This is a genomic window from Arthrobacter sp. 2MCAF14 (assembly GCF_052115645.1).
Lineage (GTDB): Bacteria > Actinomycetota > Actinomycetes > Actinomycetales > Micrococcaceae > Arthrobacter.
Genome location: NZ_JBFRHB010000032.1, coordinates 1 through 22,520, shown reverse-complemented (window position 1 = coordinate 22,520; position 22,520 = coordinate 1). Strand labels below are relative to the sequence as shown.

Here is a 22,520-nt window from a genome sequence, read left to right as displayed (position 1 = left end):
ACTAAGCGGCCACGGCCTCTTTCACTTCGGGTTCAGCGTGGTGGCTGATCATGGTCAGCTCGTCGAACGGCGTTGCACCGGAGAGGACGTTGGTGACCTGGTTGCGGTCGATTTCCTTGACCCAGGTACCGATCAACACCGTGGCGACGGCGTTGCCCGTGAAGTTGGTCAGGGCGCGGGCTTCCGACATGAAACGGTCGATGCCAACGATCATGCCTACGCCGCCCAGCAATTCGGGCCGGTGTGCCTGCAGGCCTGCGGCCAGGGTAGCAAGGCCTGCACCGGAAACGCCGGCCGCTCCCTTGGACGCAATGATCATGAACACCAGCAGCGATACCTGCGCACCCAGGTCCAGCGGGATACCCATGGCATTGGCGACGAACAGCGAGGCCATGGTCAGGTAGATGGCAGTTCCATCCAGGTTGAAGGAGTAGCCAGTAGGCACCGTGACACCGACAACCGGCTTGGAAACGCCGAGGTGCTCCATCTTGGCGATGAGCCTCGGCAGCGCCGCTTCGGAGGATGAGGTGGAGAAGATGAGCAGGTACTCGCGGGCCAGGTACTTCATCAGCTGGAAGATGCTGACGCCCGCAACCACCCGCAGCAAGGTTCCGAGCACCACGACGATGAACAGCGCGCAGGTGATGTAGAACGCAACCATCAGGGTGAGCATGCCGAAGATGGCCTTCACACCGGTGGCACCGACCACTGCGGCGATGGCGCCGAAAGCACCGACGGGAGCCAGCCACATGATCATGATGAGGATGCGGAAGACGAGTGCCTGCCCGTGCTGGATGGCCTTGAGTACCGGCTGGCCCTGCGAGCCCATGCGCTGCAGCGCGAAGCCCACCAGGATGGCTACCAAGAGCGTGGGCAGCACGGGAATGTCTCCCGGGATGATGCCCAGCAGGAAGTCAGCGGTACTGTTCGCGGAAGCAGGCGCGTTCGGGTTGTACGGGATCAGCTTCAGGCCCTCGCCCGGGTGGATGATGTTGCCAACTACCAAACCGATGGCGAGCGCGAAGGTTGACATCACCAGGAAGTAGATGAGTGCGAGCCCTCCGACCTTGCCAACGGTGGCAGCCTTGGCGATCGATCCGATGCCCAGGACGATGGTGCAGAAGATGACCGGGGCGATCATCATCTTGATGAGCTTGATGAAGCCGTCACCCAAAGGCTTGAGGGATTTACCCACTTCCGGGAAAAGCAAGCCGACGACGGCGCCCAGCACAACTGCGGCGATCACGGCGATGTAGAGGTAATGCGACTTGTCCAGCCCCTTGCGCCCGGCCTTCGCGGGTGCAATCTCTCCTCTTTGAGAGGTCATGGCTTTGCTCCTTATAGATACTCTGGAAAGCGCCGTGGTCCCTGCAAAATGTCCCTGCGTCGCTCTGCTGTGATACCCATCATTAGGCGTGGCGTGACATGTATCACTGTTGCGTTCATATTGGTCACAGGATGGCCCGCAGAAAGGAGCACGTGATCCGACGCTGGAGCATCGCCCGGAGACTCTTTGTGGCGAATCTACTGTTCGTGCTGGCGCTCACCGCCATCGTGGGCACGGCAGCCTTCCTGGACGCGAGGGACCGGGCCTACAACGATGCCGGCCAGCGCATGCAGGCGGTGGCCGCCGCGATCGCAGCCAATCCGCTCGTGCTTCAAGCAGCCGCCACGCCGAACCCGTCCGCCACCCTGCAGCCATATGCCCAGGTGGTGACGGCCAATGCCCATGCCGATTTCATCACCATCATGGCTCCGGACCGGACCCGCTGGACCCATCCGAACCCTGACGAAATCGGCAAACCCTACATCGGCACCATCGATCCTGCCCTCCGAGGTCAGACCTTCACCGAAGTCACCGCAGGTACCTTGGGCCCATCCGTGCGAACCATCGTTCCCGTGGAGGATTCCTCCGGCAAAGTCCATGCCCTCGTGGCGGCGGGTGTCACGGTGCGGACGGTGGACGTCGCCGTGTCAGCGCGACTCACGGCGATCATCGGCATCTCGCTGGCCATGCTCGCAGGCGGCTCCCTCGCCTCGTGGCTATTGGGCCGGTACCTGCGCGCGGTCACCAGGGGCTGGGGACCGGAGCAATTGGCGCAATTGTTCGCGTATTACGAGTCGGTCCTGCATTCGGTCCGCGAAGGCGTGGTGCTGATCGACACCGGCGGCAGGGTGGTCATGTACAACGACCAGGCTGCGGAACTGCTGGGACTGGAACGGTCCGACGTCGATCCCGCCGCAGGAGCCGCCCCGCGCCTTTCTGACCTGCCCCTGGATCCCAGCCTCCACCGCCTCTTCGAGTCCGGCCGGACGGCGCACGACGAAATCCACCTCACGGGCTCGCGCATCCTGGTGGTGAACCAGGCGCCGGCAGTGGGGCCGCCCGGAATGAGGGGCCGGCAGCGGCCTGCCGTGTTCGGGACCGTGGCCACGCTCCGGGACAGGACGGAAATCGAGTCCCTCGGCAGCGAACTCGAAACCATGAAGACCCTGTCCGACGCCTTGCGGGCCCAGACACATGAACACGCCAACCGGCTGCACACCATCGTGTCGCTCATGGAGCTCGGGCGGACCACCGATGCCTTGGACTTTGCCACCAAGGACCTTGAACTGAGTCAGCAGCTGACCGACCACCTCGTGGCATCAGTGGACGAGCCCGTCCTGAGTGCACTCATCATGGGGAAGTCAGCCGAGGCGCACGAACGCGGAGCGGAGCTGACGGTCACGGTGACCGGCGGGGACGGCCTCCAGGGCCTCGCCGTGCAGGACCTTGTGACGATTTTGGGAAACCTGCTGGACAACGCCCTCGACGCGGCCGCCGCCGCTCCCCCGCCGCGCAAAGTGGAACTGGGCATCGATTCCGGACCTGGAGGAACCACCTTCACGGTTGTCGATTCCGGCCACGGCATCGATCCCGGCATCGTGGACGACGTCTGGCAATACGGATTCAGCACCAAGGCCGCCGGCATCGGCCAGGCGGGTCAACCCGGAGCTCCTTCCCGTGGCGTGGGCTTGGCCTTGGTCCGGCAAGCAGTTCAGCGGCTTGGCGGTACGCTGTCCATCAGCGAATCTATGAGCGCCTTGGGCGGTGCGTTCTTCCGCGTGGCGCTCCCCGCGCCGGACTCCAGGAAAGAAGCCGAATGACCGAAATCCGCGTCCTCGTTGTCGAGGACGAACCCATCGCCGCCGATGCCCATGGCGTCTACGTCGGCCGAATCGACGGCTTCACTGTTGCGGGAACGGCCCCGGACGGACAGTCGGCCCTGCGGCTACTCAACGAATTCGCCGTTGCGGGACAGCCGGTGGACCTCGTCCTGCTGGACATGAACCTGCCGGATCTTCACGGACTGGATGTTGCCCGCCGAATGCGCGCTTCGGGACTCCTTGCGGACATCATCGCCATCACCGCCGTCAGGGAAGTGAACATTGTCCGCAGCGCGGTGTCGATCGGAGTGGTGCAGTACCTCATCAAGCCCTTCACGTTCGCAACGTTCGCAGACAAACTCGCCAGCTACCGCACCTTCCGCGAGCAACTCGCCGCACCGGCGTCGGGCGCTCGGGCGAGTGGAGCCTCGCAAAGCGATGTGGACCAGGCGTTTGCCAGTCTCCGCGCGCCCACCGAAGTCCCACTGCCCAAGGGCCTTTCGGCCCATAGCCTGGAGTCCGTCAAAGACCTCCTGGCCAGCCTTGGCCGGGCCGTGTCGGCAAGCGAGGCAACTGTCGCCCTTGGGATGTCCCGGGTCACCGTGCGCCGCTATCTCGAGTACCTGGCCGACGCCGGAATGGTCACACGGAATGCGCGATACGGTACCCCGGGACGGCCGGAGAACGAATACCGCTGGAACCGCAGTTAGCCCACAATCCATCCTGGATGTATACACAGCCCGATCATCTGCCGACTATTCTCAAGAAAAGCTAGGCTTGATCGCCATTTGTGTATACACTGAGGACGTCCACCCAGCGAAGGAGGGTCCATGCGTGCCAGCGACAAAGCCTATGCGGCCCTGCGCGAAGACATCATTGAGTGGCGCTTGGCACCCGGAACGGTCCTCGCAGAAGTGGAACAATCCGAACGCCTGGGCGTGTCCCGCACACCGGTCCGGGAGGCACTGAGCCGGCTCAGCGCGGAAGGACTGACGACGGCGGCAGGCGGCCGCGGCGTCGTCGTCACCGATATCTCGCTGGACGACATCGACGAACTGTTCGAGCTGCGCGAAACCCTGGAAGGCAAAGCCGCCGCCCTCGCCGCGGAACGCGGTGAACGCCCGGTGTTCGAGCAACTCCACGCCAAGCTCCTCCGGGCACCGGAGATGCTCAACGACAGCGACCCCTCCCGGCACGACTATTACGCCCTGGTGGGAAGGCTCGACGAAGCGATCGACGAGGCCATCTCCAATTCCTACCTCGCCCAGGCCATGCGCAGTCTGCGCGTCCACCTCGTGCGGGTCCGCCGCCTCGCGGCCGACGACGACGAACGCCTCCATGCCGCCGCGGCCGAGCACGCCGCGATCGCCGAAGCCATCGCGGCAGGCAACCCCCGGCTCGCCAAAGCCGCCACCACAGTCCATCTGCACCGCAGTCTTTCCCACGTCAAAGCCACCCACACCCCTCACTAGAAGGAGCACCATGGTGAAGAACAACCACGTCCGCGTCTACAAGAGCGAAGAGAACCTTGCCCGTGAGGAGCAGCTGGCGCACAAGATCGCCACCGTCGCCGCCGACCCCGTCGAAGTGACTCCCGAGGTCACCGACATGATCATCAACCGGATCATCGACAATGCCTCCGTCGCCATTGCTTCGCTGAACCGCGGACCGATCATCGCTGCCCGGTCGCAGGCCCTGACCCACGCGCCGACCACCAACGGCAAGGGCTCGTCCGTCTTCGGGATCAGCGACAAGGTCTCCCCCGAGTGGGCCGCCTGGGCAAACGGCGTGGCCGTGCGCGAACTCGACTACCACGACACGTTCCTGGCCGCGGACTACTCCCACCCGGGGGACAACATCCCGCCGATTCTCGCCGTGGCCCAGCACGTCGGCTCCAGCGGCAAGGACCTGATCCGCGGCATTGCCACCGGCTATGAAATCCAGGTGGACCTGGTCAAGGCCATCTGCCTGCACAAGCACAAGATCGACCACGTAGCGCACCTCGGCCCGTCCGCCGCCGCCGGCATCGGCACCCTCCTGGGCCTGGACGTCGAAACGATCTTCCAGTCCGTCGGCCAGGCCCTGCACACCACCACCGCCACACGGCAGTCCCGCAAGGGCGAAATCTCCACCTGGAAAGCCCACGCTCCGGCGTTCGCCGGCAAGATGGCCGTCGAAGCCGTGGACCGCTCAATGCGCGGCCAGACCTCCCCCGTGCCCATCTATGAAGGCGAAGACGGCGTGATCGCCTGGATGCTGGACGGCCCGGACGCCTCCTACGAGGTTCCGCTGCCCGAGGCCGGGGAGCCCAAGCGGGCCATCCTGGACACCTACACCAAGGAACACTCCGCCGAGTACCAGGCCCAGGCCTGGATCGACCTCGCCCGCAAACTCCACAAGGAGCACCCCGAGGCCACGGACCCGGCCAACGTGGCCTCCGTCTTGATCAAGACCAGCCACCACACGCACTACGTGATCGGTTCCGGCGCCAACGACCCCCAGAAATACTCGCCCACCGCGAGCCGGGAAACCCTGGACCACTCCATCCCGTACATCTTCACCGTCGCGCTGCAGGACGGCGCCTGGCACCACGTCGACTCCTACAGCCCGGAACGCGCCGCGCGCGCGGACACCGTGGAACTCTGGCACAAGGTCACCACCGTGGAAGACCCCGAATGGACCCGCCGCTACCACTCCCTGAACATCGCGGAAAAGGCCTTCGGCGGCACCGTTGTCATCACACTCACGGACGGCACCGTCATCACCGATGAGATCGCCGTGGCCGACGCCCACCCGCTCGGTGCCCGGCCGTTTGCCCGCGAGCAGTACGTGAACAAGTTCCGCACACTCGCCGCGGGCCTCGTCGAGGCGTCCGAGATCGAGAGGTTCCTCGCCGCCGTCGAGCGCCTCCCGGAACTGGGCCCGGGCGAACTGGACCAGCTGAACATCACCGCGGCACCCGGCGTCATCGACCTTGCCGCCGCTCCGAAGGGACTCTTCTAGATGCTCTACTCCAAGACCACCCCGGAGCAGAAGCGCCTCGCCCTGCGCGGGATGCTCGCTTCCGGAACCATCCAGCAGTTCCCCGGTGCCTTCAACCCGCTCTCGGCACGCCTGATCGAGGAGAAGGGCTTCCCCGGGGTCTACATCTCCGGTGCTGTCCTCGCCAACGACCTCGGCCTGCCGGACATCGGTCTCACCACCCTCACCGAAGTGGCCACCCGGGCAGGCCAGATCGCCCGTATGACCGAACTCCCGTGCCTCGTGGACGCGGACACCGGATTCGGCGAGCCGATGAACGTGGCCCGCACCATCCAGGAACTGGAAAACGCCGGGCTGGCCGGTTGCCATATCGAGGACCAGTTCAACCCCAAGCGCTGCGGGCACCTGGACGGCAAGAACGTGGTCGACGTCGACACCGCCGCCAAGCGCATCCGTGCGGCGGCCGATGCCCGTCGCGACCCGAACTTCCTCATCATGGCCCGGACCGACATCCGCGCCGTCGAGGGCATAGAGGCCGCGCAGGAACGTGCCCGGGCACTGGTCGACGCCGGCGCGGACGCGATCTTCCCGGAAGCCATGAAGGATCTCAGCGAGTTCCAAGCCATCCGTGATGCAGTGGATGTGCCGATCCTGGCCAACATGACCGAGTTCGGCAAGAGCGAGCTATTCACCGTGGAACAGCTCCAGGGCGTCGGCGTGAACATGGTGATCTACCCGGTCACCTTGCTCCGCATTGCCATGGGGGCTGCAGAGCGTACGCTGGAAACGATCAAGGCCACAGGAACGCAGGAGGCGCAGGTGGAGAACATGCTCACCCGTGCACGCCTCTATGACCTCGTGGACTACGAGGCCTACAACCACTTCGACACGAGCGTTTTCAACTTCCAGATTCCTGGGCTCAGCCGGTAACTGGATCAACCAAGGGATGCAGGCGCTCCGGGCTATTCCGGAGTGCTTGCCGATGAACGAAGGAGGACAGCATGGTAGCTGTTGAGATCAAGAAGGGCCTGGCCGGCGTCGTGGTTGACTACACCGCGATCTCCAAGGTCAACCCGGACACCAACTCGCTGCTCTACCGCGGCTACCCCGTGCAGGAACTCGCCGCCAAGTGCAGCTTCGAGGAAGTTGCCTTCCTGCTGTGGAACGGTGAACTGCCCACGCCGGAGGAACTTGCAGAGTTCACAGCCCGCGAGCGCGCGGGCCGCGCCCTTGACCCTGTAGTGAAGCAGGTCATCGATACTCTGCCGACGACTGCCCACCCCATGGATGTCTGCCGAACGGCCGCTTCAGTGCTGGGAGCACGGCACCCGCTGGCCGAGGTATCCACGCCCGAAGCCAACATGACCAAGGCAATTGACCTGTTCGCCGCCATGCCGGCAGTGGTCGCCTACGACCAGCGCCGCCGGCGCGCGGAGGGCCAGGCCATCGAACCCGTGGCACCGCGGGACGACCTCGGATATTCCGCGAATTTCCTGTGGATGACCTTCGGCGAGGACCCGGTGGACGAGGTCGTGAAGGCCTTCAACGTCTCGATGATCCTTTACGCCGAGCACTCCTTCAACGCGTCCACCTTCACGGCCCGCGTTGTCACCTCCACGCTCTCGGACCTGCACTCCGCGGTCACCGCGGCGATCGGTGCCCTCAAGGGTCCGCTGCACGGTGGCGCCAACGAGGCCGTCATGCACACCTTCGAGGAAATCGGGATCCGCACCGAGGAATCGCTCGATGAGGCCGCCGGCCGGGCGAAGACCTGGATGGAGCACGCCCTTGCGCAGAAGAAGAAGGTCATGGGATTCGGGCACCGCGTCTACAAGCACGGGGACTCCAGGGTGCCCACCATGAAGGCAGCGCTGGACAAGATGATCGCCCACTACGGCCGGCCGGAGATCCTGGGCCTGTACAACGGGCTGGAACAGGCCATGGACGAGGCCAAGGCGATCAAACCCAACCTCGACTACCCCGCCGGTCCCACGTACCACCTCATGGGCTTCGACACCCCCACCTTCACCCCGCTGTTCGTCGCCAGCCGCATCACCGGCTGGACCGCACACATCATGGAGCAGCTCGGATCGAACTCCCTGATCCGTCCGCTCAGCGAATACAACGGCGTGGATGAACGGCACCTGCCGTAATTTCACCAAGTACGACGCCGGGCCGGTCACCCGCCTAGGAGGTGGCCGGCCCGCCGTCGTTATTGTCCTGTAGCCAGGTTTGCTAATCGGTGAGTACGAGGCTCGTCATCATGAGCTTCAGTTTTGTGTACTCGGGCGTGCCCATGTAGGCAATGGCCTCCTGCATGGTGCCGAAGACCGGGGCTCCCTGCCCCAGGATGGCCCGGTCCGCGAAGGACAGGGAGCCCTTGGGGGCACCGCTGACCACGGCGTACATCAGGCCCGGGCACGTGTCAGTCAGCTGACCGCTGGACTTGTCGACGAGACCCACTTCATAGCTCAGGCCTTTGCCCACCGAGGTCTGATCCAGCACACGGTACGAGAATCGGGCCCCCACTGTCTCCGCCCCCAAAAAGCCCATCGCGAAGGAATCGAGCTCCGTCACTTTGTAGCGCTCACTGGGACCGCAGGCGCCACCGAGGCCACCTCCGGAGCCGCGGTACAGCTGGGCGACCCTCTTGCCAGACTCGTTGGTGACGTCAATCCCAAAGGCCGGGAATTCCGCCGTCCCCGCGGGCACCTCGGCCGCTGTCCATCCCGTTGGCAAATCGAACTGGACCTTCGCAGCTTGGCTTGTGTAAATAGAGGAGACCACAGTTTTGCTGGGCTTCAGGGACAAAGAGCTCAACATCCGCTTCATATCCTGGTAATCCTGCGTCTGCATGTAGGCCCGTGCCTCCGCCATGGTGTCGAAGACGAGAGGTGCGTTTGAGCCGTCCGCGGCCATCGCCGATGTATCACCGAAGTCGACGGAAGGAACATTGCTCGGTCCCGTAATGCCATTGACCTGGTGGCACACAGGTGTTCCGGGCAACTCATGCTCCTCCGAGAGCGCGACTGTGCCGTAGACGCGATCGCCTTCGATCACGGTGAAGGTGAAGCGAGAAGGGCCGAGAGCGGCTCCCTTGTACGCAGAGAACTCAGCGACCTTGTCGGGCTTCTGCGGGATATCCAGATCGACTGAATCCAGGACTGTGACCGATTTTGGAGCGTACGGCTTGGGATTGGCACAGCCACCAATAGCCCCGTCGTAGACCAAGTTCAGCACCGCCACCTGCTTGTTCTCGGCGTTCCGTATTGAAGCCTGGTTGTACGATCCGCCGGCAATCATGGTCGGTCGCTCCACTACGAACCAGCTTTCCGGCAGCTCGAACGTCGCCTGCGATGTCGCGTCTGTAAACGTCTTCCACCGGACAGCGGGGGCCATGCTTATTGGTGTTGGTGTTGGTGTTGGGGTTGGTGTTGGTGTCGCAGTGGGCGTTGCGGAGGTTGACGGGGTGGCGGAGGGAGCCGGAGTCACATGCCCGGAATTGGCCGGAGCAGGAGCCCCGGTCAACGCGCCCAGATTCGACACCACCAGCACGCCTGCCGTCACGGCAGCCGCAGCGATGGTCAGCAGCCCGGCGAGACGCACTGCACGCTGTCGCCTGGCATCGGCCAATGACCGGATATTGGGCGGCATCTTGTCAACGGTCTCGGAGCGGTCCGTGACAATCTGCCGGAGGACGGTCTCGGCATCTGGGACGGTAACGGGATCTGCTTTCAACGGATCAGTTGCGGAAATCAAATTCTTGATGGCATCCATTTCATGCCCCCATCTTCTGTGAAGCGGTTTCGGCCCGGACCGGCATGGCCTTGCGGAATGCCTCGCGGGCTCGGTGTAGACGCACCTTGGCGGCCGATTCGCTACACTGCAGCACGCCGGCGATTTCTGCGATCGAGAGTTCATCCCAATACGCGAGTTGCAGGACGTCACGGTCCTTTTCCCTCAAAGCAGCCATGGCATGTTCCACAACTTCGTTCCTTTCGGCAGCAGCACCGGTGGCACCTGCGGATTCCCTAAGCCGCAAATGCAATGCCTGCTGACGTTCGTGGCTACGGTAGGCGTTCCCCAGCAGATTCCGAGCTACGGCGAACAACCACGCGGGTTCAGTCGCCCTTGCTACATCCCATTTTTGCCATGCCACGCGAAACACGTCCGCCGCAAGCTCCTGCGCTAATTCCGCATCTGAAACGCGTCGTCGAACAAAGCCGAAAACGCGTGGGTAACAGTCCTTGTGAAGCGTGATAAACGCCAGCTCCCGTTCCGAAAGCATGGTCCCCCCTTGAAGTTTTAAGCCTGTGGTTACCGGCTACGAGGGTAATTTCCAAGAAGCCGGACAAAGTTACATTTCCAACCAAGCTTTCTTGAAGATTCCTCGCAGCTAGCGCGCTGCTCCCGAATCCAGCCACTCGCCAGTGTGAACTTCGGCGACACTTTCGTTGTCATCAGCGAGCACAACTTCAACTGCGATGCGTTGACCGGAAATCATGGCGGGCAGCCAATGTTCGGCGTCGGCCCACATCTGTTCGACAGGGAGTCCTTCCACGCGGTACCACTGCGGCGCTATTTCATCACTCTCGGCTGGCTCGCCTGTCCATCTCTCGGTCAGATACACCGTGGTGAACATGTTCCACTCGGCCTTGGCGGGGAAGACGAAATCCACTGTCCCGGCGGGAATGAGGTCCTCTTCTTCCACATGGACGAAGATTTCCTCCTGAACTTCCCGGCATACGGCTTCGGCCGCTGTCTCTCCGGACTCCACATGTCCGCCTACGCCCACAATCTTCCCTGTGCCGAAGCCGGTCTTCTTCCGACCCAGGAGCACCTCTTGTCCGGCGTCGCCGTCGCGGAGCAGGAAGCACAGGGTGACGTGGGCTGCAGTCATTGACCAAGCCTAACTCTGCGGGGCTTCGCAAGTGTGTCCTTGCTACAGTTGGCCCATGAGCGTGGATGGGGGTGAAGGTCCCACGACGGCGAGTGCCCCGCCGGGAGAAGCAGATGCCCCGGGGAGCGAGGCGAGTGCCCAGGCAGCGGACGCCTCCGAGGCCTGGCTGCCTGGCTGGCTGGTCCGGCATCCGCTCTACGCCGGGTGGGCATGGACCGGTTTCTGGGCGGTGTTGATCATCCTCGATGAATTCCTGGACCTGGCCGGCTGGAGCTGGTACCTGCTGGTCGGCATGGCCGCGCTGCCGACCCTTCTGTCTACACTCGCGGTGCTGAACGCTACTCCCCGCAGGCATTTGAAACCACAAAACGAATCAGTGCTTGGCCACTTCTTCGTGAGATTCCTTGCCTTGGTGACTGCATTCCTCGTGTGGGGCGTCTCAGTGGTCATGAGCGCCTCGATCTCCACGACTGTCCAGGCCGCAGTGGGAAATTCCGAGCGCGAAGTGACGGCCCTCGGCTTCAACTTGCTCGTGGCAGCAGTCCCGCTTGTCATTTCGGTCCTGTGGATGGCTTTCATCGTCCGCTGCGCCTGGTTCCTGCGACGTTTGCGTGGCTGGAGCCAAAGTCCCGCCAGCTCACGGGTGCCAAGGAAATTCCTGCGCTCCCGGCCTGATCTGAGGCGGGTGGTTGTCGGCTTGGCGCACCCGGGCCTTCTGCTCGTGGCCGGCCTCGGGATGTCCATTCTGGCGCTGTTCTTGAACGCGGTGGAGCTGACCTTCAAGGTCTTGGCGTAACCGGACCGCGGTAAGTCTCCAGCGTGCAGCGCGAGGGGTCAGCCGAGCACCCGCGGATGCGCAGCCGCATACACCTCGCGCAATGTGTCGGCAGTGACCAAGGTATACACCTGTGTGGTGGTCACCGAGGCATGGCCCAGGAGTTCCTGCACCACGCGGACATCGGCGCCGCCCTCAAGCAGATGAGTGGCGAAAGAATGCCTCAGGGTGTGCGGGGAGACATCCTTGGTGATGTTGGCCTTCTCGGCCGCAGTCTTGAGAATGGTCCAGGCGCTTTGCCTGCTGATCCGGCCGCCGCGGGCATTCAGGAACAGCGCCGGGGTGCCTTTTCCTTTGGCGGCCAACGCAGGCCTTCCGCGGACCACATAGGATCCGACGGCGCGGGCACCGTAGGACCCCAGCGGCACCAAGCGCTCCTTGGAGCCCTTTCCGAAGAGCCGCACGATCGCGGGCCCATCGGCCTCCGCCTCAAGGGAGACATCGTCGACGTCAAGCCCCACCGCTTCGCTGATGCGGGCACCCGTGGAGTAGAGGAACTCCAAAAGTGCCCGGTCCCTCAACCCGGTGGCGGTATCGGCACCGGCGGCTTCGAGGATCCGGGTCACTTCGCCGACGCTAATGGCCTTCGGCAGACGCTTGCCGGGCATTGGCGGGTGGACATCGCTCGCGGGGTCCGCCGTCGTCGTCCCCTCCAGGGCCCAGAACTTGTGGAGGCCCCGGACGGCGACCACGGTGCGTGCCGCCGACCGGACGCCGAGTGCGGCGCCGCCGTCTGAGCCGTCGGCCAGGGCCTGGACAAAGGCGGTGACATCGTGGCGGGAGATATTTCCCGGCTTGTCGACACCGGACCCTGCCAGGAAGTTCGAATAGCGGGACAGATCCCTGCGGTAGGCGGACAAGGTGTTGCTTGCGAGGCCGCGTTCCACGCCGAGGTGCTGCAGGTAGTCCGTCACGGCCCGGTCAATGGCGGTCTGGACCCTGGTCTCCGCGAGCTGGGGCACGGTCAGCGCTGGCTCGGGTGGGCGGGCCAGGGGGCATTGGCCGGTCGCAGGTTCCTGAAGCCGTCGGCGCGGGCAGCTGCGACGGCGAGGATCCCGACGACGGCGGACGGGTTGTGCAGGCGGCCTTCCAGCACTGCCAAAACAGCTTCATCGAGAGGCACCCACACCAGCTCGATTTCGGATTCCTCCTCCGTGCGGACGTGGCGTTCGGCCTCGGGCACGTCTCCCAGTCCCCGCGCCAGATAGATTCGGATCGCCTCGCTCGAGGATCCCGGTGAATTGAAGAAGTCGGCGAGGACATTCCACGTGGCTGCGGTGAGATCTGCCTCTTCTGCGAGCTCCCGGGCTGCGCCGACTACGAAGTCTTCGCCGGCCACATCAAGAAGCCCGGCAGGAATCTCCCACAGATCCATGCCCACGGGGTGGCGATATTGCTTGAGCAACAGGATTTCGCCGTCGACATTCATAGGCAGTACCGCTACAGCGCCGGGATGGTCGATGTAGTCGCGGACCAAAGTGCCGGTGTCTTCGCCCAGCTCGAAGGCGTCACTGACGACGTCCCAAATACGGCCTTCATAGACCTTGTTGGACGACAAAAGACGGCGCGGGCTCGGCATGTCCGAAACCCTCCGAAAAGTGCTGGGGGTTTCAGAAATACCGGGCATCGCGCCGTCCTTTCGTGTGAGCGATTACTTCGCAGCGACCTTGCGGGCTGACTTTGCTAGCGAATCCACGCCCGACTGACGCTCAAGCGCAGCCTTCACGAGGCCGGCAAACAGCGGGTGGGGGCGCGTGGGGCGGGAGCTGAGCTCGGGGTGGGCCTGTGTTGCCACGTAGTACGGGTGTACTTCACGCGGCAGTTCCACGAACTCAACCAGCTTGCCATCGGGAGACGTTCCGGAGAACACGAGTCCCTCGGCTGCGATCTGCTCGCGGTACTTGTTGTTGACTTCGTAGCGGTGGCGGTGACGCTCGCTAACAGTTGTCGCGCCATAGGTCTCTGCAACCACGGAGCCTTCATCCAGCTTGGCTTCGTAAAGGCCCAGGCGCATCGTGCCGCCAAGGTCGCCCTTGCCGTCCACGATGTCGAGCTGTTCTTCCATGGTGGCGATGACCGGGTACTTGGAGTCGGGCTCGAACTCGCTGGAGGATGCGCCTTCGAGGCCGACCACGTTGCGGGCGTATTCGATGACCATGCACTGAAGACCGAGGCAAAGGCCCAGCACGGGAAGCTTTGTCTCGCGGGCGAACTTGAGCGCGCCCAGCTTGCCTTCCAGGCCACGGATACCGAAGCCGCCGGGAACACAAATGGCGTCGACGCCGGCCAAGGACTTGGTGGCGCCTTCGAGGGTTTCGCACTCGTCGGACGGGACCCAGCGGATCTTGACCCTGGTTTCGTTCGCGAAACCGCCGGCACGCAAAGCCTCGGTCACGGACAGGTAAGCGTCCGGGAGGTCGATGTACTTGCCCACGAGGGCAACTTCTACATGGTGCTTGGGGTTGTGTACTGCTTCGAGGAGCTTGTCCCAGCTGGTCCAGTCGACGTCCTTGAACGGGAGATCCAGGGCTCGGACGACGTATGAGTCAAGGCCCTGGGAGTGCAGCGTCTTGGGGATGTCGTAGATGCTGGGAGCATCGGCGGCGTTGACCACGGCGTCAATATCGACGTCGCACATGCGGCCGATCTTTTCGCGCATGGCGTCGGGCACTTCGCGGTCCGAACGGATCACGATCGCTTCCGGCTGGATGCCGAGGGAGCGCAAGGCGGCAACGGAGTGCTGCGTTGGTTTGGTCTTCAGTTCCTGCGAGGGGCCGATGTACGGCACCAAGGAGACGTGCAGGAAAAAGACGTTGTTCCGGCCGATGTCCTGGCGGACCTGGCGTGCGGACTCGAGGAAAGGCTGCGACTCGATGTCGCCAACGGTGCCGCCGATTTCGGTGATGATGACATCAGGAGCGTTCTTGCCCTCAGCGGGGAGGCGCATGCGGCGCTTGATCTCATCCGTGATGTGCGGGATGACCTGGACGGTGTCGCCGAGGTACTCACCACGCCGTTCCTTGGCGATGACTGTCGAGTAGATCTGGCCGGTTGTGACGTTGGCCGAACCCTCAAGGTTCTCATCGAGGAAGCGCTCGTAGTGTCCGATGTCGAGGTCGGTTTCGGCGCCGTCGTCAGTGACGAAGACTTCGCCGTGCTGGAAGGGGTTCATCGTGCCCGGATCCACGTTGAGATAGGGATCGAGCTTCTGCATAGTTACAGACAAACCGCGCGCCCGCAGCAGGTGGCCGAGGCTCGAAGCCGTCAGTCCCTTACCGAGCGAGGACGCCACACCGCCAGTGACAAAGATGTGTTTGGTCGTCTTGGACGAGCCCGGGAACCGGGAATTTACACGGGAATTTGATCGCTGCACCACGGAATTCGAGCCTATCATCAATTGCGCCTCCAAAGGATCCGCTAGCCGTTTTCCCAAATGCTCAATAGTCTCCTGCGGTGGGGCAAGGATCAAGAGGAAAGTCCACCCGACCGGGGAAAACAGCTCAGCCGGCCGGGAATCCGCAGCGCGGGATCAGGTCTCGCGGAAGGAGCCTCCCCGCCCGGCGAATGCGTTCATGTGACCGATGTCCCAGACGGCTGCCGGGCGGCTACGCCTGTTGGGGCAGAAGCTTCGCGTCGTCCAGCAATTCCTGGGCATGCGCACGCGCAGACTCGGAGTCTTCCTGTCCTGCCAGCATCCTGGCAAGCTCCTTCACGCGTTCCTCGTCATCGAGGACCTGGACGTCGCTGGACGTGAAGCCCGTGGCGGTCTTGCCGTCGCTTCCCCTGACTGAGGTCTTGGTGACGCGGATATGTTGGTCGGCGAAGGCGGCCACCTGCGGCAGATGGGTCACCACCAGCACCTGGACGTGGCGGGCCAGCATGGCAAGCCGGCGTCCGATCTCGACGGCGGCACGCCCGCCCACTCCGGCATCTACCTCGTCAAAGACAAAGGTGGGCACAGGGTCCACAGCGGCGAGGACCACTTCGATGGCAAGCATGACGCGGGACAATTCACCACCGGACGCGCCCTTGCCGAGAGGACGGGCAGGGGCGCCAGCATGCGGTTGCAGGAGGAAGGAGATGTCGTCGACGCCGTGCGGCCCCAACTGCCCTTGGCTGTCCACCTCGATCACCAGGGTTGCGTCGGCCATCGCAAGCGCTGTGAGCTCCGCACTTACGCGCGCGGAGAGCTCCTTGGCCGCCTTTGATCGCGACTTCGAGATGCGCGCGGCTTGCTTTCGCAGCGTCGACTCCGCGGCGGTTACCTCGGTATCGAGGGCTTCGATCCGGCTCGAGTCATCCTGCAGTTCGTCAAGCCGGGTCCTCGACGCTGCCGCCCATTCCAAGACCTCGTCGATGCTCGGAGCGTACTTCCGGATGAGTTTGGCCAGTGCTGCGCGCCGCTCCTCGATCTCCGAAAGCCGTTCGGGCCCCTCAGAGTCCAGGGACGCTTGGTAGCTGGACAGCTCCCCCGCTATGTCATTGATGAGGAAGCCGATCTCGGCGAGGCGTGCGGCGGCTCCCGCCAACGCTTCGTCATGTTCTGAAACCTGGTCCAATGCCCGTTTGGCCGAGTCAATCAGCGTCGTGGCATCAGCTGTTTCGCCGAATTCCTCCGAGATCAGGGCTTCATGCGCTGCCGCGGCGGCGATGCGGAGCTCTTCCACATTCGCCAGCTTCACTGCCTCGGCCTTGAGGGATTCGTCCTCGCCGGGCTGGGGATCGACGTCGTCGATTTCGTTGAGCGCGGCCGCGAGCGATTCCGCCTCGCGCAGCCTTTCCCGGGCCTCGCCGCGGAGGGTATCGAGCTCCGCCTGGCTGGACTTCCAATGCCCGTAAAGCTCCTGGTATTCCGTGAGCATCGCGGCGAGCTCGGCCCCGGCGAAGCGGTCCAGTGCGTGCCGCTGCGCCACGGCACCCTTGAGACGTATCTGGTCCGACTGGCCGTGCACCACCACCAGGCTCTCGCCAAGTTCCGCCAACACGCCCACAGGCGCCGACCGCCCGCCCACGAAAGCACGGCTGCGGCCGTCTGCGCCCACGGTGCGGGCCAGCAGGAGCTGGGTGCCGCCGTCGTACTCTTCCGCGTCGCCGCCGGCCTCCACGGCCCGTTCCACGGCGGCGTGCGCCGGATCAAGCAAGAGCCGGGCCTCCGCAGAGGCCGACTTGGCACCGGAACGTACCGCGCCTGCGTCGGACCGCGCTCCCAAAAGGAGGCCAACGGCGGTGACCACCATGGTCTTACCGGCACCGGTTTCGCCCGTAACGACGCTCAGGCCTCGCCCCAACGGCAACGTGGCGTCGGTGATGACGCCGAGATCACGGATCCGGAGTTCCTCGATCATGGTTTACATCTCCTTTGTGGGGTCGGCCGCTCTGCCTGTCCGCACGTCCTGGGGCGCCGGCAAAGGGCTGGGCTTGAAGGTCCTGATCACGGGGGTAGGACCGGTGTGGATGTCAGCCGAACGGGGTGCCGGACCCCGCCAGCCGTGGATGGGGAGCTCAAACTTCCGCACGAGCCGCGCTGAAAACGGGGTCTGGTGGGTGCGGGCAAGCCGCACAGGCCGGGTGGACCTGGTTACTTCGATCCGGGCGCCGGGCGGGAGGTCCACGGAACGGCGGCCATCGCACCAAAGCACGCCTTGGGCGTCAGTCCGGGTGAGGATCTCCACGGCCAGCCTGGACCGCGGCGAAACCACGAGGGGTTTGGCGAAGAGGGCGTGGGCGCTGATGGGGACAATCACCAGGGCTTCAACCTCGGGCCACACCACAGGCCCGCCGGATGAGAAGGCGTAGGCCGTGGAACCCGTAGGGGTCGCGAGCACCACTCCGTCACAGCCGAAAGACGTCAGCGGACGTTCATCCACTTCGGTCACCACTTCGATCATGCGCTCCCGGTCGGCCTTTTCAATGGCGGCCTCGTTGAGGGCCCAGGTATGCCAGATCTTCTGGCCGCGGACCCACACTTGGACATCGATGGTCATGCGCTCTTCCACCGTGTATTCGCGGCTCGCGATCCACTCGACGGTCTGGGCAAGATCGGCCCGCTCGCTTTCGGCGAGGAACCCGACATGCCCGAGATTGACGCCCAACAGGGGAACATCGACGTTGCGGACCAGCTCGGCAGCGCGCAGGATGGTGCCGTCACCGCCAAGAACCATGACGAGTTCGACGTCCTCCAACCGGACATCCTCGTGGAGGATCTCGATCGGCTTATCCACCACGCCGTAGAACCGTTCGATGTCGTCCAGTTCCGACTTCTGCATCACAGGGATCAGGCCTGAGTAGTGGAGTTGCCCGCAGGCATCCCAGGCCGCGCGAAGGGAGTCCTCACGCCCGGTGTGGGCAAGGACCAAAACGCGCCTGCTCATGGTGTTCTGCTTTCTAGTGGGTGGTCCAGAGTCGTTCCATCAGTGCAGCAACTTCCTCGTCCCGCTCTTCGATCTTAGGCAAGTCCGGCTGCATCCTGCGTTTTATCCACAGGAAGTACTCCACATTTCCGTCCTGGCCCGGCAAGGGACTCGGTGCCACGCCACAAAGTTCAAGCCCTGCATCCACGGCCGCTTTGGCGACTTGGGCCACCGCGCGACGCCGTTCGTGGTCCGCGGTGACCACGCCGGTGCGGCTCAGCCGTTCCTTGCCGACCTCGAATTGCGGTTTCACCATGAGCACGAGGTCTCCCCCGGGCTCGGTGCATGCCGCGAGCGGATGCAGAACCAGGGTGAGGGAAATGAAGGACAAGTCTGCCACAGTGAGCGCCGCCGGGCCGCCGATCTGCTCCGGAGTCATGTAGCGGACGTTGAGGCCCTCATGGACTGCGACGCGGGGATCGTTCCGCAGGGACGGCACCAACTGGTCATGCCCGACGTCGACCGCCACCACGTGCGCGGCACCTTGCCGGAGCAGCACGTCAGTGAAGCCACCGGTGGAGGCTCCGGCGTCGAGGCACCGCTTGCCTCCCACAAGAACGGAAGGGAAGGCCGCCAGTGCCCCGGCGAGTTTGTGTCCGGCGCGGCTGACGTAGACGTCCTCGGCATGGGCTTGAACATCGATTTCCGTCTCTTCGGAGACCTGTTGCGCTGCCTTGGCGAGAACGCTGCCTTCGGAACTGACTTTTCCGTCAGCAATGAGTTTCGCGGCATGGGTCCGTGATCTCGCCATTCCACGGCTGACGAGTTCCTGGTCGAGTCTGGCCATGCTCAGCGTTTTTCGTCGTCGAGGGCCGCCAGCAAGGAGTCATGGATCTCGGCGTAGACCCTGTTGTGCTCGGCCACCGCCACAGTGGAGATGCCCGCCAGCCGCTCCAAGGTGGAATCCACGGCGTCGTCACCTGTCGCGGTAGTGTCGTCCGGCCATGGGGCATCGTGCGGTTCGACGCTTTGCGGTTCGAGGCCGTCCAGATCGATGGCACTCATTTCGGCGGCGCTCTCCGGGTGATCGTTCAACTCGCTCATTGGACCAGTCTAGTTTTCCAGCCATTCGAGGCGCGGCGATGTAGCCTCTGCAGCGTCGGGGGTGGCCGCCCACCAGGCTGCGCATGCAGCGCGCCAGGCGTCCAGATCCTTCTCGGACCCGGAGACCTTGATCAGGCCATCGTGGACTTCGGCGGTTGCCTTTCCGCAGCGGAACGTGCTGTCCTCCTCGACGATCTCGGGGTACGGCTCGTACAGTTCCGTGAGATCAGCAAGCAAGTAGCCGGGGCGTTCCGAGCTGCGTGCCGCGAGGATGGACTCGGGCGTATCGACGCCGGTGAGGACTGCCGCCGTCGCGAAGCCCGCACGGTTGCCGCCAAGGATGTCGGTGTCCAGCCGGTCTCCGACGACGATCGGGCGCTCCGACTTGAGCCTCCGTGCCGCCGAGTGGAAGAGCGGGGCCTCCGGCTTGCCGGCTACCCGCGGCTGTTTGCCGGTGGCCGACGCGACGGCGGCGACGAGGGTGCCGTTTCCAGGAGCAATCCCGCGGGCCTGGGGAATGGACATGTCCGTATTTGTAGCCACCCAGAGGGCGCCTGCGGCGACAACGTAAGACGCCTCGGCCAGATCCTTCCACGCGATTTCCGGGTTGAAGCCCTGGACCACAGCCACGGGGTTCTCTTTGGCGCTGTGGACAGGCGTGAGGCCCACGAGTTCGATTTCGTGGGCCAGCGCCGGGCTGCCGGTAATCATTACCCGCGAACCCGGAGCCAGGAGTCCGGCCAAAAGATCCCCGGCGGCCTGCGAGGAACTGACCACTTGGTTATCCTCAGCAGGCGCGCCAAGTTCACGAAGGTGCGCGGCAACCTGTGCCGGAGTACGCGAGGCGTTGTTGGTTACATAACCCAGGCGCACCCCGACCGACTCAAGCCGCTGCAAGGACTCCACAGCGCCGGGAATGGCGTGCGGGCCTGCGTACACGACTCCGTCCAGATCGGACAGGACAGCGTCGAATTGCGAAACCAGTGAGGCCTCAGTCATTCTTGGTCTCTTCGCCGCCTTCGGAAGCCTTTTCTCCGTCTTCCTCGGTGTCCTCGGTGTCCTCGACGTCCTCGGTGTCCTCGACGGAATCGCGGTCCGACTCGGCGTCGTCGGATTCAAAGTAGTCAGACTCGACGTCGTCGAGTTCCACGTCGTCCTGTCCGGTGGATTCAGAACCGATGACCGTCTCCGCGTGTGCGGGCGCCGCCGCGGACTTGCTTTCTTCGGCTCGCTCAGTGTCCTCTTCGATGTTCCGGAAACGAGGCTTGCGAGCTTCATTTTCATCGTCCTCGCCGAGGTCGATGATGTCCGGGTCCTCGAAGTCTCCAACGCCGAGGGCATTTTCAGCCACGACTGCCTGGCGCTGCCACTTGCCGGCTTCTTCCGTGCGGCCCACTGCCGTCAGGGCGTCTGCGTAGGCACGGAACAGGCGCGGGCTGTAGGAGAAGGCACGGTTGATGTCGAGCTGGATGATCTCCAGCTCGGCCACCGCGGCGTCCAACTGGCCAAGGTCGCTCCGGGCACCGGAAGCCACAATGGCTAGCTCAACCTTGCCGGGGGCGTCGAGGTCCTGTGCTTCGGGTGAACGGACGACGTCCAGCGCACGGTCCGGCCGCCCCAGGCCGCGTTCGCAGTCAGCCATGAGCGGCAAATGGACGTTGGAGCCGCTGATCCGGCGGTAGGTGCGGAATTCGCGAAGCGCCTCGCCATAGTGGCCGGCAGCGTAGGCGGTCAGGCCCACGGCTTCACGGACAGCGGCCAACCTGCCACCACGGCGGCTAGCGGCCAAGGCGTGCTGGAAGGACAGCTCAGGGTCGATATCGATAAGGCGGCCTGCCATCACCAGGTGCTTGGCGACCCAATCGGCGTTCATGTCTTCAAGGGTCTTGATCTGGTGCTTCGTGACCCGGTCGAGTTCCTGGCCCGTGACGTCGTCGTCGATCTCGGGGGAACGCTCGCGGTCCGGGCGGTTGGCGCTGCGCAGATCCGCCGCGTTCGGAACCCGCGCGGGACGTTCTTCCCAGGAGCCGCCGCCGAAGCTGCGTCCCTCGCTACGTGGGCCATCGAACTTGCGGGGACCGCGCTCGGGGCGGTCGCCGAAGCTGCGGCGCTCTCCGTCGCCTTCGCGGCGCGGACGGTCGCCGAAGGGCTTGCGGTCGCGGTCGCCGTCGCGGCTCGGACGATCACCAAACGGCTTACGATCCCGGTCACCGAAGCTCGGGCGCGCATCCCCATCACGACGAGGACGATCACCAAACGGCTTTCGGTCGCGGTCGCCGTCGCGGCTCGGACGATCACCAAACGGCTTACGATCCCGGTCACCGAAGCTCGGGCGCGCATCCCCATCACGACGAGGACGATCACCAAACGGCTTTCGGTCGCGGTCGCCGAAGGGCTTGCGGTCGCGGTCGCCGTCGCGGCTCGGACGATCACCAAACGGCTTACGATCCCGGTCACCGAAGCTCGGGCGCGCATCCCCATCACGACGAGGACGATCACCAAACGGCTTACGGTCTCGATCGCCGAACGGCTTGCGGTCGCGGTCGCCGTCGCGGCTCGGACGATCACCAAACGGCTTACGATCCCGGTCACTGTCGCGGCTCGGACGATCACCAAACGGCTTACGATCCCGGTCACCAAAGCTACGGCGCTCACCATCGCCCGCTGGCTTACGGTCTCGGTCACCGCCAGGAGCGCCGTCACGGTTGTCCCTGGAACGGAATCCTCGCGGGTCGCCCCCGGAATTGTTGTTGGCGCGGAACGGGCCGCGATCGCCACGGCCACCGCCGAAGTTGCCGCGGTTGCCGCCGTTGTGCTCAGCCATGATGGATTCCTCCTGTAGTGAGCTGACCACTGGCGCATGCGCAGCCGCTCTTATCCGTATTTTGTTCTCACGCCGCCGGGATCCGGCTCGTATCTCTTATGTAATTCTAGGTGAACAGCCATCCACGAACGCATTCGAGGGCCGCCTATTCAGGCTTCCCGTGGGAATCATCACAACCCAAGCATGACTGAGCACGTTCGGCTGGCTTGCAGATCCGAGTCCTCAAACAACGCTCGCTCACATATGCCGGGTGCCGGCGGGACGCCGGCTCATTTCTGCTGAGGGCGGGTGGGGGTTGGGGTCCGGTCCGGCTCGAGGGTGAGCGGGGGTTGGCCCCGACCCCGTTATATGTGAGCCGGCGTTGGTGGAAACCGGGTG

21 protein-coding genes are annotated in these 22,520 nt (G+C 64.2%); 8 read left to right on the top strand and 13 right to left on the bottom strand.

Annotation, left to right across the window (positions count from 1 at the left end):
- Position 1: 1 nt before the first annotated feature.
- Positions 2 to 1,327 carry a cation:dicarboxylate symporter family transporter gene (locus AB4074_RS18920; RefSeq protein ID WP_441414772.1) on the bottom strand — a complete coding sequence of 442 codons (1,326 nt, stop codon included), beginning with the start codon at positions 1,325 to 1,327 and terminating at the stop codon, positions 2 to 4.
- Positions 1,328 to 1,479: 152 nt separating this feature from the next.
- On the opposite strand from AB4074_RS18920, the gene AB4074_RS18915 reads away from it, so the two are divergent.
- From AB4074_RS18915 to AB4074_RS18890, 6 genes are all read left to right on the top strand, one after another.
- Entirely contained in the window at positions 1,480 to 3,147 is a 1,668-nt protein-coding gene (locus AB4074_RS18915; RefSeq protein ID WP_441414824.1) for an ATP-binding protein, read from the top strand.
- Positions 3,144 to 3,857, top strand: a complete 714-nt coding sequence (locus tag AB4074_RS18910) for a response regulator (protein ID WP_345446996.1) — start codon at positions 3,144 to 3,146, stop codon at positions 3,855 to 3,857. Before AB4074_RS18915 ends, AB4074_RS18910 begins: the two co-directional genes overlap by 4 nt.
- A 120-nt stretch (positions 3,858 to 3,977) precedes the next feature.
- On the top strand, positions 3,978 to 4,619 hold the full coding sequence (locus tag AB4074_RS18905; RefSeq protein WP_441414771.1) for a GntR family transcriptional regulator: 642 nt from the start codon (positions 3,978 to 3,980) through the stop codon (positions 4,617 to 4,619).
- A 10-nt stretch (positions 4,620 to 4,629) separates the two neighbouring features.
- Entirely contained in the window at positions 4,630 to 6,150 is a 1,521-nt protein-coding gene (locus tag AB4074_RS18900) for an MmgE/PrpD family protein (RefSeq protein ID WP_441414770.1), read from the top strand.
- Positions 6,151 to 7,059 (top strand): methylisocitrate lyase, encoded by a 909-nt coding sequence (prpB, locus tag AB4074_RS18895; protein WP_441414769.1) that lies wholly within the window; start codon positions 6,151 to 6,153, stop codon positions 7,057 to 7,059.
- A gap of 71 nt (positions 7,060 to 7,130) precedes the next feature.
- On the top strand, positions 7,131 to 8,282 hold the full coding sequence (locus AB4074_RS18890) for a bifunctional 2-methylcitrate synthase/citrate synthase (RefSeq protein WP_441414768.1): 1,152 nt from the start codon (positions 7,131 to 7,133) through the stop codon (positions 8,280 to 8,282).
- Positions 8,283 to 8,364: 82 nt separating this feature from the next.
- On the opposite strand, the gene AB4074_RS18885 is transcribed toward AB4074_RS18890, so the two are convergent.
- The 3 genes from AB4074_RS18885 to AB4074_RS18875 all read right to left on the bottom strand — a co-directional run bounded on the left by AB4074_RS18885 (position 8,365) and on the right by AB4074_RS18875 (position 11,029).
- On the bottom strand, positions 8,365 to 9,906 hold the full coding sequence (locus AB4074_RS18885; RefSeq protein WP_441414767.1) for a hypothetical protein: 1,542 nt from the start codon (positions 9,904 to 9,906) through the stop codon (positions 8,365 to 8,367).
- Position 9,907: 1 nt separating this feature from the next.
- On the bottom strand, positions 9,908 to 10,417 hold the full coding sequence (locus AB4074_RS18880; RefSeq protein ID WP_441414766.1) for an RNA polymerase sigma factor: 510 nt from the start codon (positions 10,415 to 10,417) through the stop codon (positions 9,908 to 9,910).
- 108 nt (positions 10,418 to 10,525) lie between these two features.
- Positions 10,526 to 11,029, bottom strand: a complete 504-nt coding sequence (locus tag AB4074_RS18875) for an 8-oxo-dGTP diphosphatase (protein ID WP_441414765.1) — start codon at positions 11,027 to 11,029, stop codon at positions 10,526 to 10,528.
- A 55-nt stretch (positions 11,030 to 11,084) separates the two neighbouring features.
- Here AB4074_RS18875 and AB4074_RS18870 point away from each other — a divergent pair, with 55 nt between their 5' ends.
- Complete coding sequence (locus tag AB4074_RS18870) at positions 11,085 to 11,825, top strand: hypothetical protein (RefSeq protein WP_441414764.1); 741 nt, start codon at positions 11,085 to 11,087, stop codon at positions 11,823 to 11,825.
- 38 nt (positions 11,826 to 11,863) lie between these two features.
- On the opposite strand, the gene xerD is transcribed toward AB4074_RS18870, so the two are convergent.
- From xerD to AB4074_RS18825, 9 genes are all read right to left on the bottom strand, one after another.
- Entirely contained in the window at positions 11,864 to 12,826 is a 963-nt protein-coding gene (gene xerD / locus AB4074_RS18865; RefSeq protein ID WP_441414763.1) for a site-specific tyrosine recombinase XerD, read from the bottom strand.
- 2 nt (positions 12,827 to 12,828) lie between these two features.
- On the bottom strand, positions 12,829 to 13,491 hold the full coding sequence (locus AB4074_RS18860; protein ID WP_441414762.1) for an NUDIX domain-containing protein: 663 nt from the start codon (positions 13,489 to 13,491) through the stop codon (positions 12,829 to 12,831).
- A gap of 24 nt (positions 13,492 to 13,515) precedes the next feature.
- Positions 13,516 to 15,258 (bottom strand): CTP synthase, encoded by a 1,743-nt coding sequence (locus tag AB4074_RS18855; protein ID WP_441414761.1) that lies wholly within the window; start codon positions 15,256 to 15,258, stop codon positions 13,516 to 13,518.
- Between the two features lie 211 nt (positions 15,259 to 15,469).
- The gene (gene recN / locus AB4074_RS18850; RefSeq protein WP_441414760.1) at positions 15,470 to 17,209 is read right to left on the bottom strand and encodes a DNA repair protein RecN; all 1,740 of its coding nucleotides are present in this window, start codon (positions 17,207 to 17,209) and stop codon (positions 15,470 to 15,472) included.
- Between the two features lie 3 nt (positions 17,210 to 17,212).
- Positions 17,213 to 18,235 (bottom strand): NAD kinase, encoded by a 1,023-nt coding sequence (locus AB4074_RS18845; protein WP_441414759.1) that lies wholly within the window; start codon positions 18,233 to 18,235, stop codon positions 17,213 to 17,215.
- A gap of 13 nt (positions 18,236 to 18,248) precedes the next feature.
- On the bottom strand, positions 18,249 to 19,061 hold the full coding sequence (locus AB4074_RS18840) for a TlyA family RNA methyltransferase (protein ID WP_441414758.1): 813 nt from the start codon (positions 19,059 to 19,061) through the stop codon (positions 18,249 to 18,251).
- Between the two features lie 2 nt (positions 19,062 to 19,063).
- Entirely contained in the window at positions 19,064 to 19,318 is a 255-nt protein-coding gene (locus tag AB4074_RS18835; RefSeq protein WP_441414757.1) for a hypothetical protein, read from the bottom strand.
- A gap of 9 nt (positions 19,319 to 19,327) precedes the next feature.
- A complete protein-coding gene (locus AB4074_RS18830; RefSeq protein WP_441414756.1) occupies positions 19,328 to 20,317 on the bottom strand; it encodes an HAD-IIA family hydrolase in 990 nt (329 codons plus the stop codon).
- Positions 20,310 to 21,191: a hypothetical protein gene (locus AB4074_RS18825; RefSeq protein ID WP_441414755.1), complete on the bottom strand. Its 882-nt coding sequence runs from the start codon at positions 21,189 to 21,191 to the stop codon at positions 20,310 to 20,312. Before AB4074_RS18825 ends, AB4074_RS18830 begins: the two co-directional genes overlap by 8 nt.
- Between AB4074_RS18825 and AB4074_RS18820 the strand changes: the two genes are divergently transcribed.
- The gene (locus AB4074_RS18820) at positions 21,165 to 22,160 is read left to right on the top strand and encodes a hypothetical protein (RefSeq protein ID WP_441414754.1); all 996 of its coding nucleotides are present in this window, start codon (positions 21,165 to 21,167) and stop codon (positions 22,158 to 22,160) included. The two genes, AB4074_RS18825 and AB4074_RS18820, sit on opposite strands and share 27 nt — an antisense overlap.
- Positions 22,161 to 22,520: the final 360 nt, after the last annotated feature.

Coding starts and splice junctions, on each gene's coding strand:
- AB4074_RS18920 (WP_441414772.1), bottom strand. CDS start 1,327: ATGACCTCTCAAAGAGGAGAGATTGCACCCGCGAAGGCCGGGCGCAAG.
- AB4074_RS18910 (WP_345446996.1), top strand. CDS start 3,144: ATGACCGAAATCCGCGTCCTCGTTGTCGAGGACGAACCCATCGCCGCC.
- AB4074_RS18905 (WP_441414771.1), top strand. CDS start 3,978: ATGCGTGCCAGCGACAAAGCCTATGCGGCCCTGCGCGAAGACATCATT.
- AB4074_RS18900 (WP_441414770.1), top strand. CDS start 4,630: ATGGTGAAGAACAACCACGTCCGCGTCTACAAGAGCGAAGAGAACCTT.
- prpB (WP_441414769.1), top strand. CDS start 6,151: ATGCTCTACTCCAAGACCACCCCGGAGCAGAAGCGCCTCGCCCTGCGC.
- AB4074_RS18890 (WP_441414768.1), top strand. CDS start 7,131: ATGGTAGCTGTTGAGATCAAGAAGGGCCTGGCCGGCGTCGTGGTTGAC.
- AB4074_RS18885 (WP_441414767.1), bottom strand. CDS start 9,906: ATGGATGCCATCAAGAATTTGATTTCCGCAACTGATCCGTTGAAAGCA.
- AB4074_RS18880 (WP_441414766.1), bottom strand. CDS start 10,417: ATGCTTTCGGAACGGGAGCTGGCGTTTATCACGCTTCACAAGGACTGT.
- AB4074_RS18875 (WP_441414765.1), bottom strand. CDS start 11,029: ATGACTGCAGCCCACGTCACCCTGTGCTTCCTGCTCCGCGACGGCGAC.
- AB4074_RS18870 (WP_441414764.1), top strand. CDS start 11,085: ATGAGCGTGGATGGGGGTGAAGGTCCCACGACGGCGAGTGCCCCGCCG.
- AB4074_RS18860 (WP_441414762.1), bottom strand. CDS start 13,491: ATGCCCGGTATTTCTGAAACCCCCAGCACTTTTCGGAGGGTTTCGGAC.
- AB4074_RS18855 (WP_441414761.1), bottom strand. CDS start 15,258: ATGATAGGCTCGAATTCCGTGGTGCAGCGATCAAATTCCCGTGTAAAT.
- recN (WP_441414760.1), bottom strand. CDS start 17,209: ATGATCGAGGAACTCCGGATCCGTGATCTCGGCGTCATCACCGACGCC.
- AB4074_RS18845 (WP_441414759.1), bottom strand. CDS start 18,235: ATGAGCAGGCGCGTTTTGGTCCTTGCCCACACCGGGCGTGAGGACTCC.
- AB4074_RS18840 (WP_441414758.1), bottom strand. CDS start 19,061: ATGGCCAGACTCGACCAGGAACTCGTCAGCCGTGGAATGGCGAGATCA.
- AB4074_RS18835 (WP_441414757.1), bottom strand. CDS start 19,318: ATGAGCGAGTTGAACGATCACCCGGAGAGCGCCGCCGAAATGAGTGCC.
- AB4074_RS18830 (WP_441414756.1), bottom strand. CDS start 20,317: ATGACTGAGGCCTCACTGGTTTCGCAATTCGACGCTGTCCTGTCCGAT.
- AB4074_RS18825 (WP_441414755.1), bottom strand. CDS start 21,191: ATGAACGCCGATTGGGTCGCCAAGCACCTGGTGATGGCAGGCCGCCTT.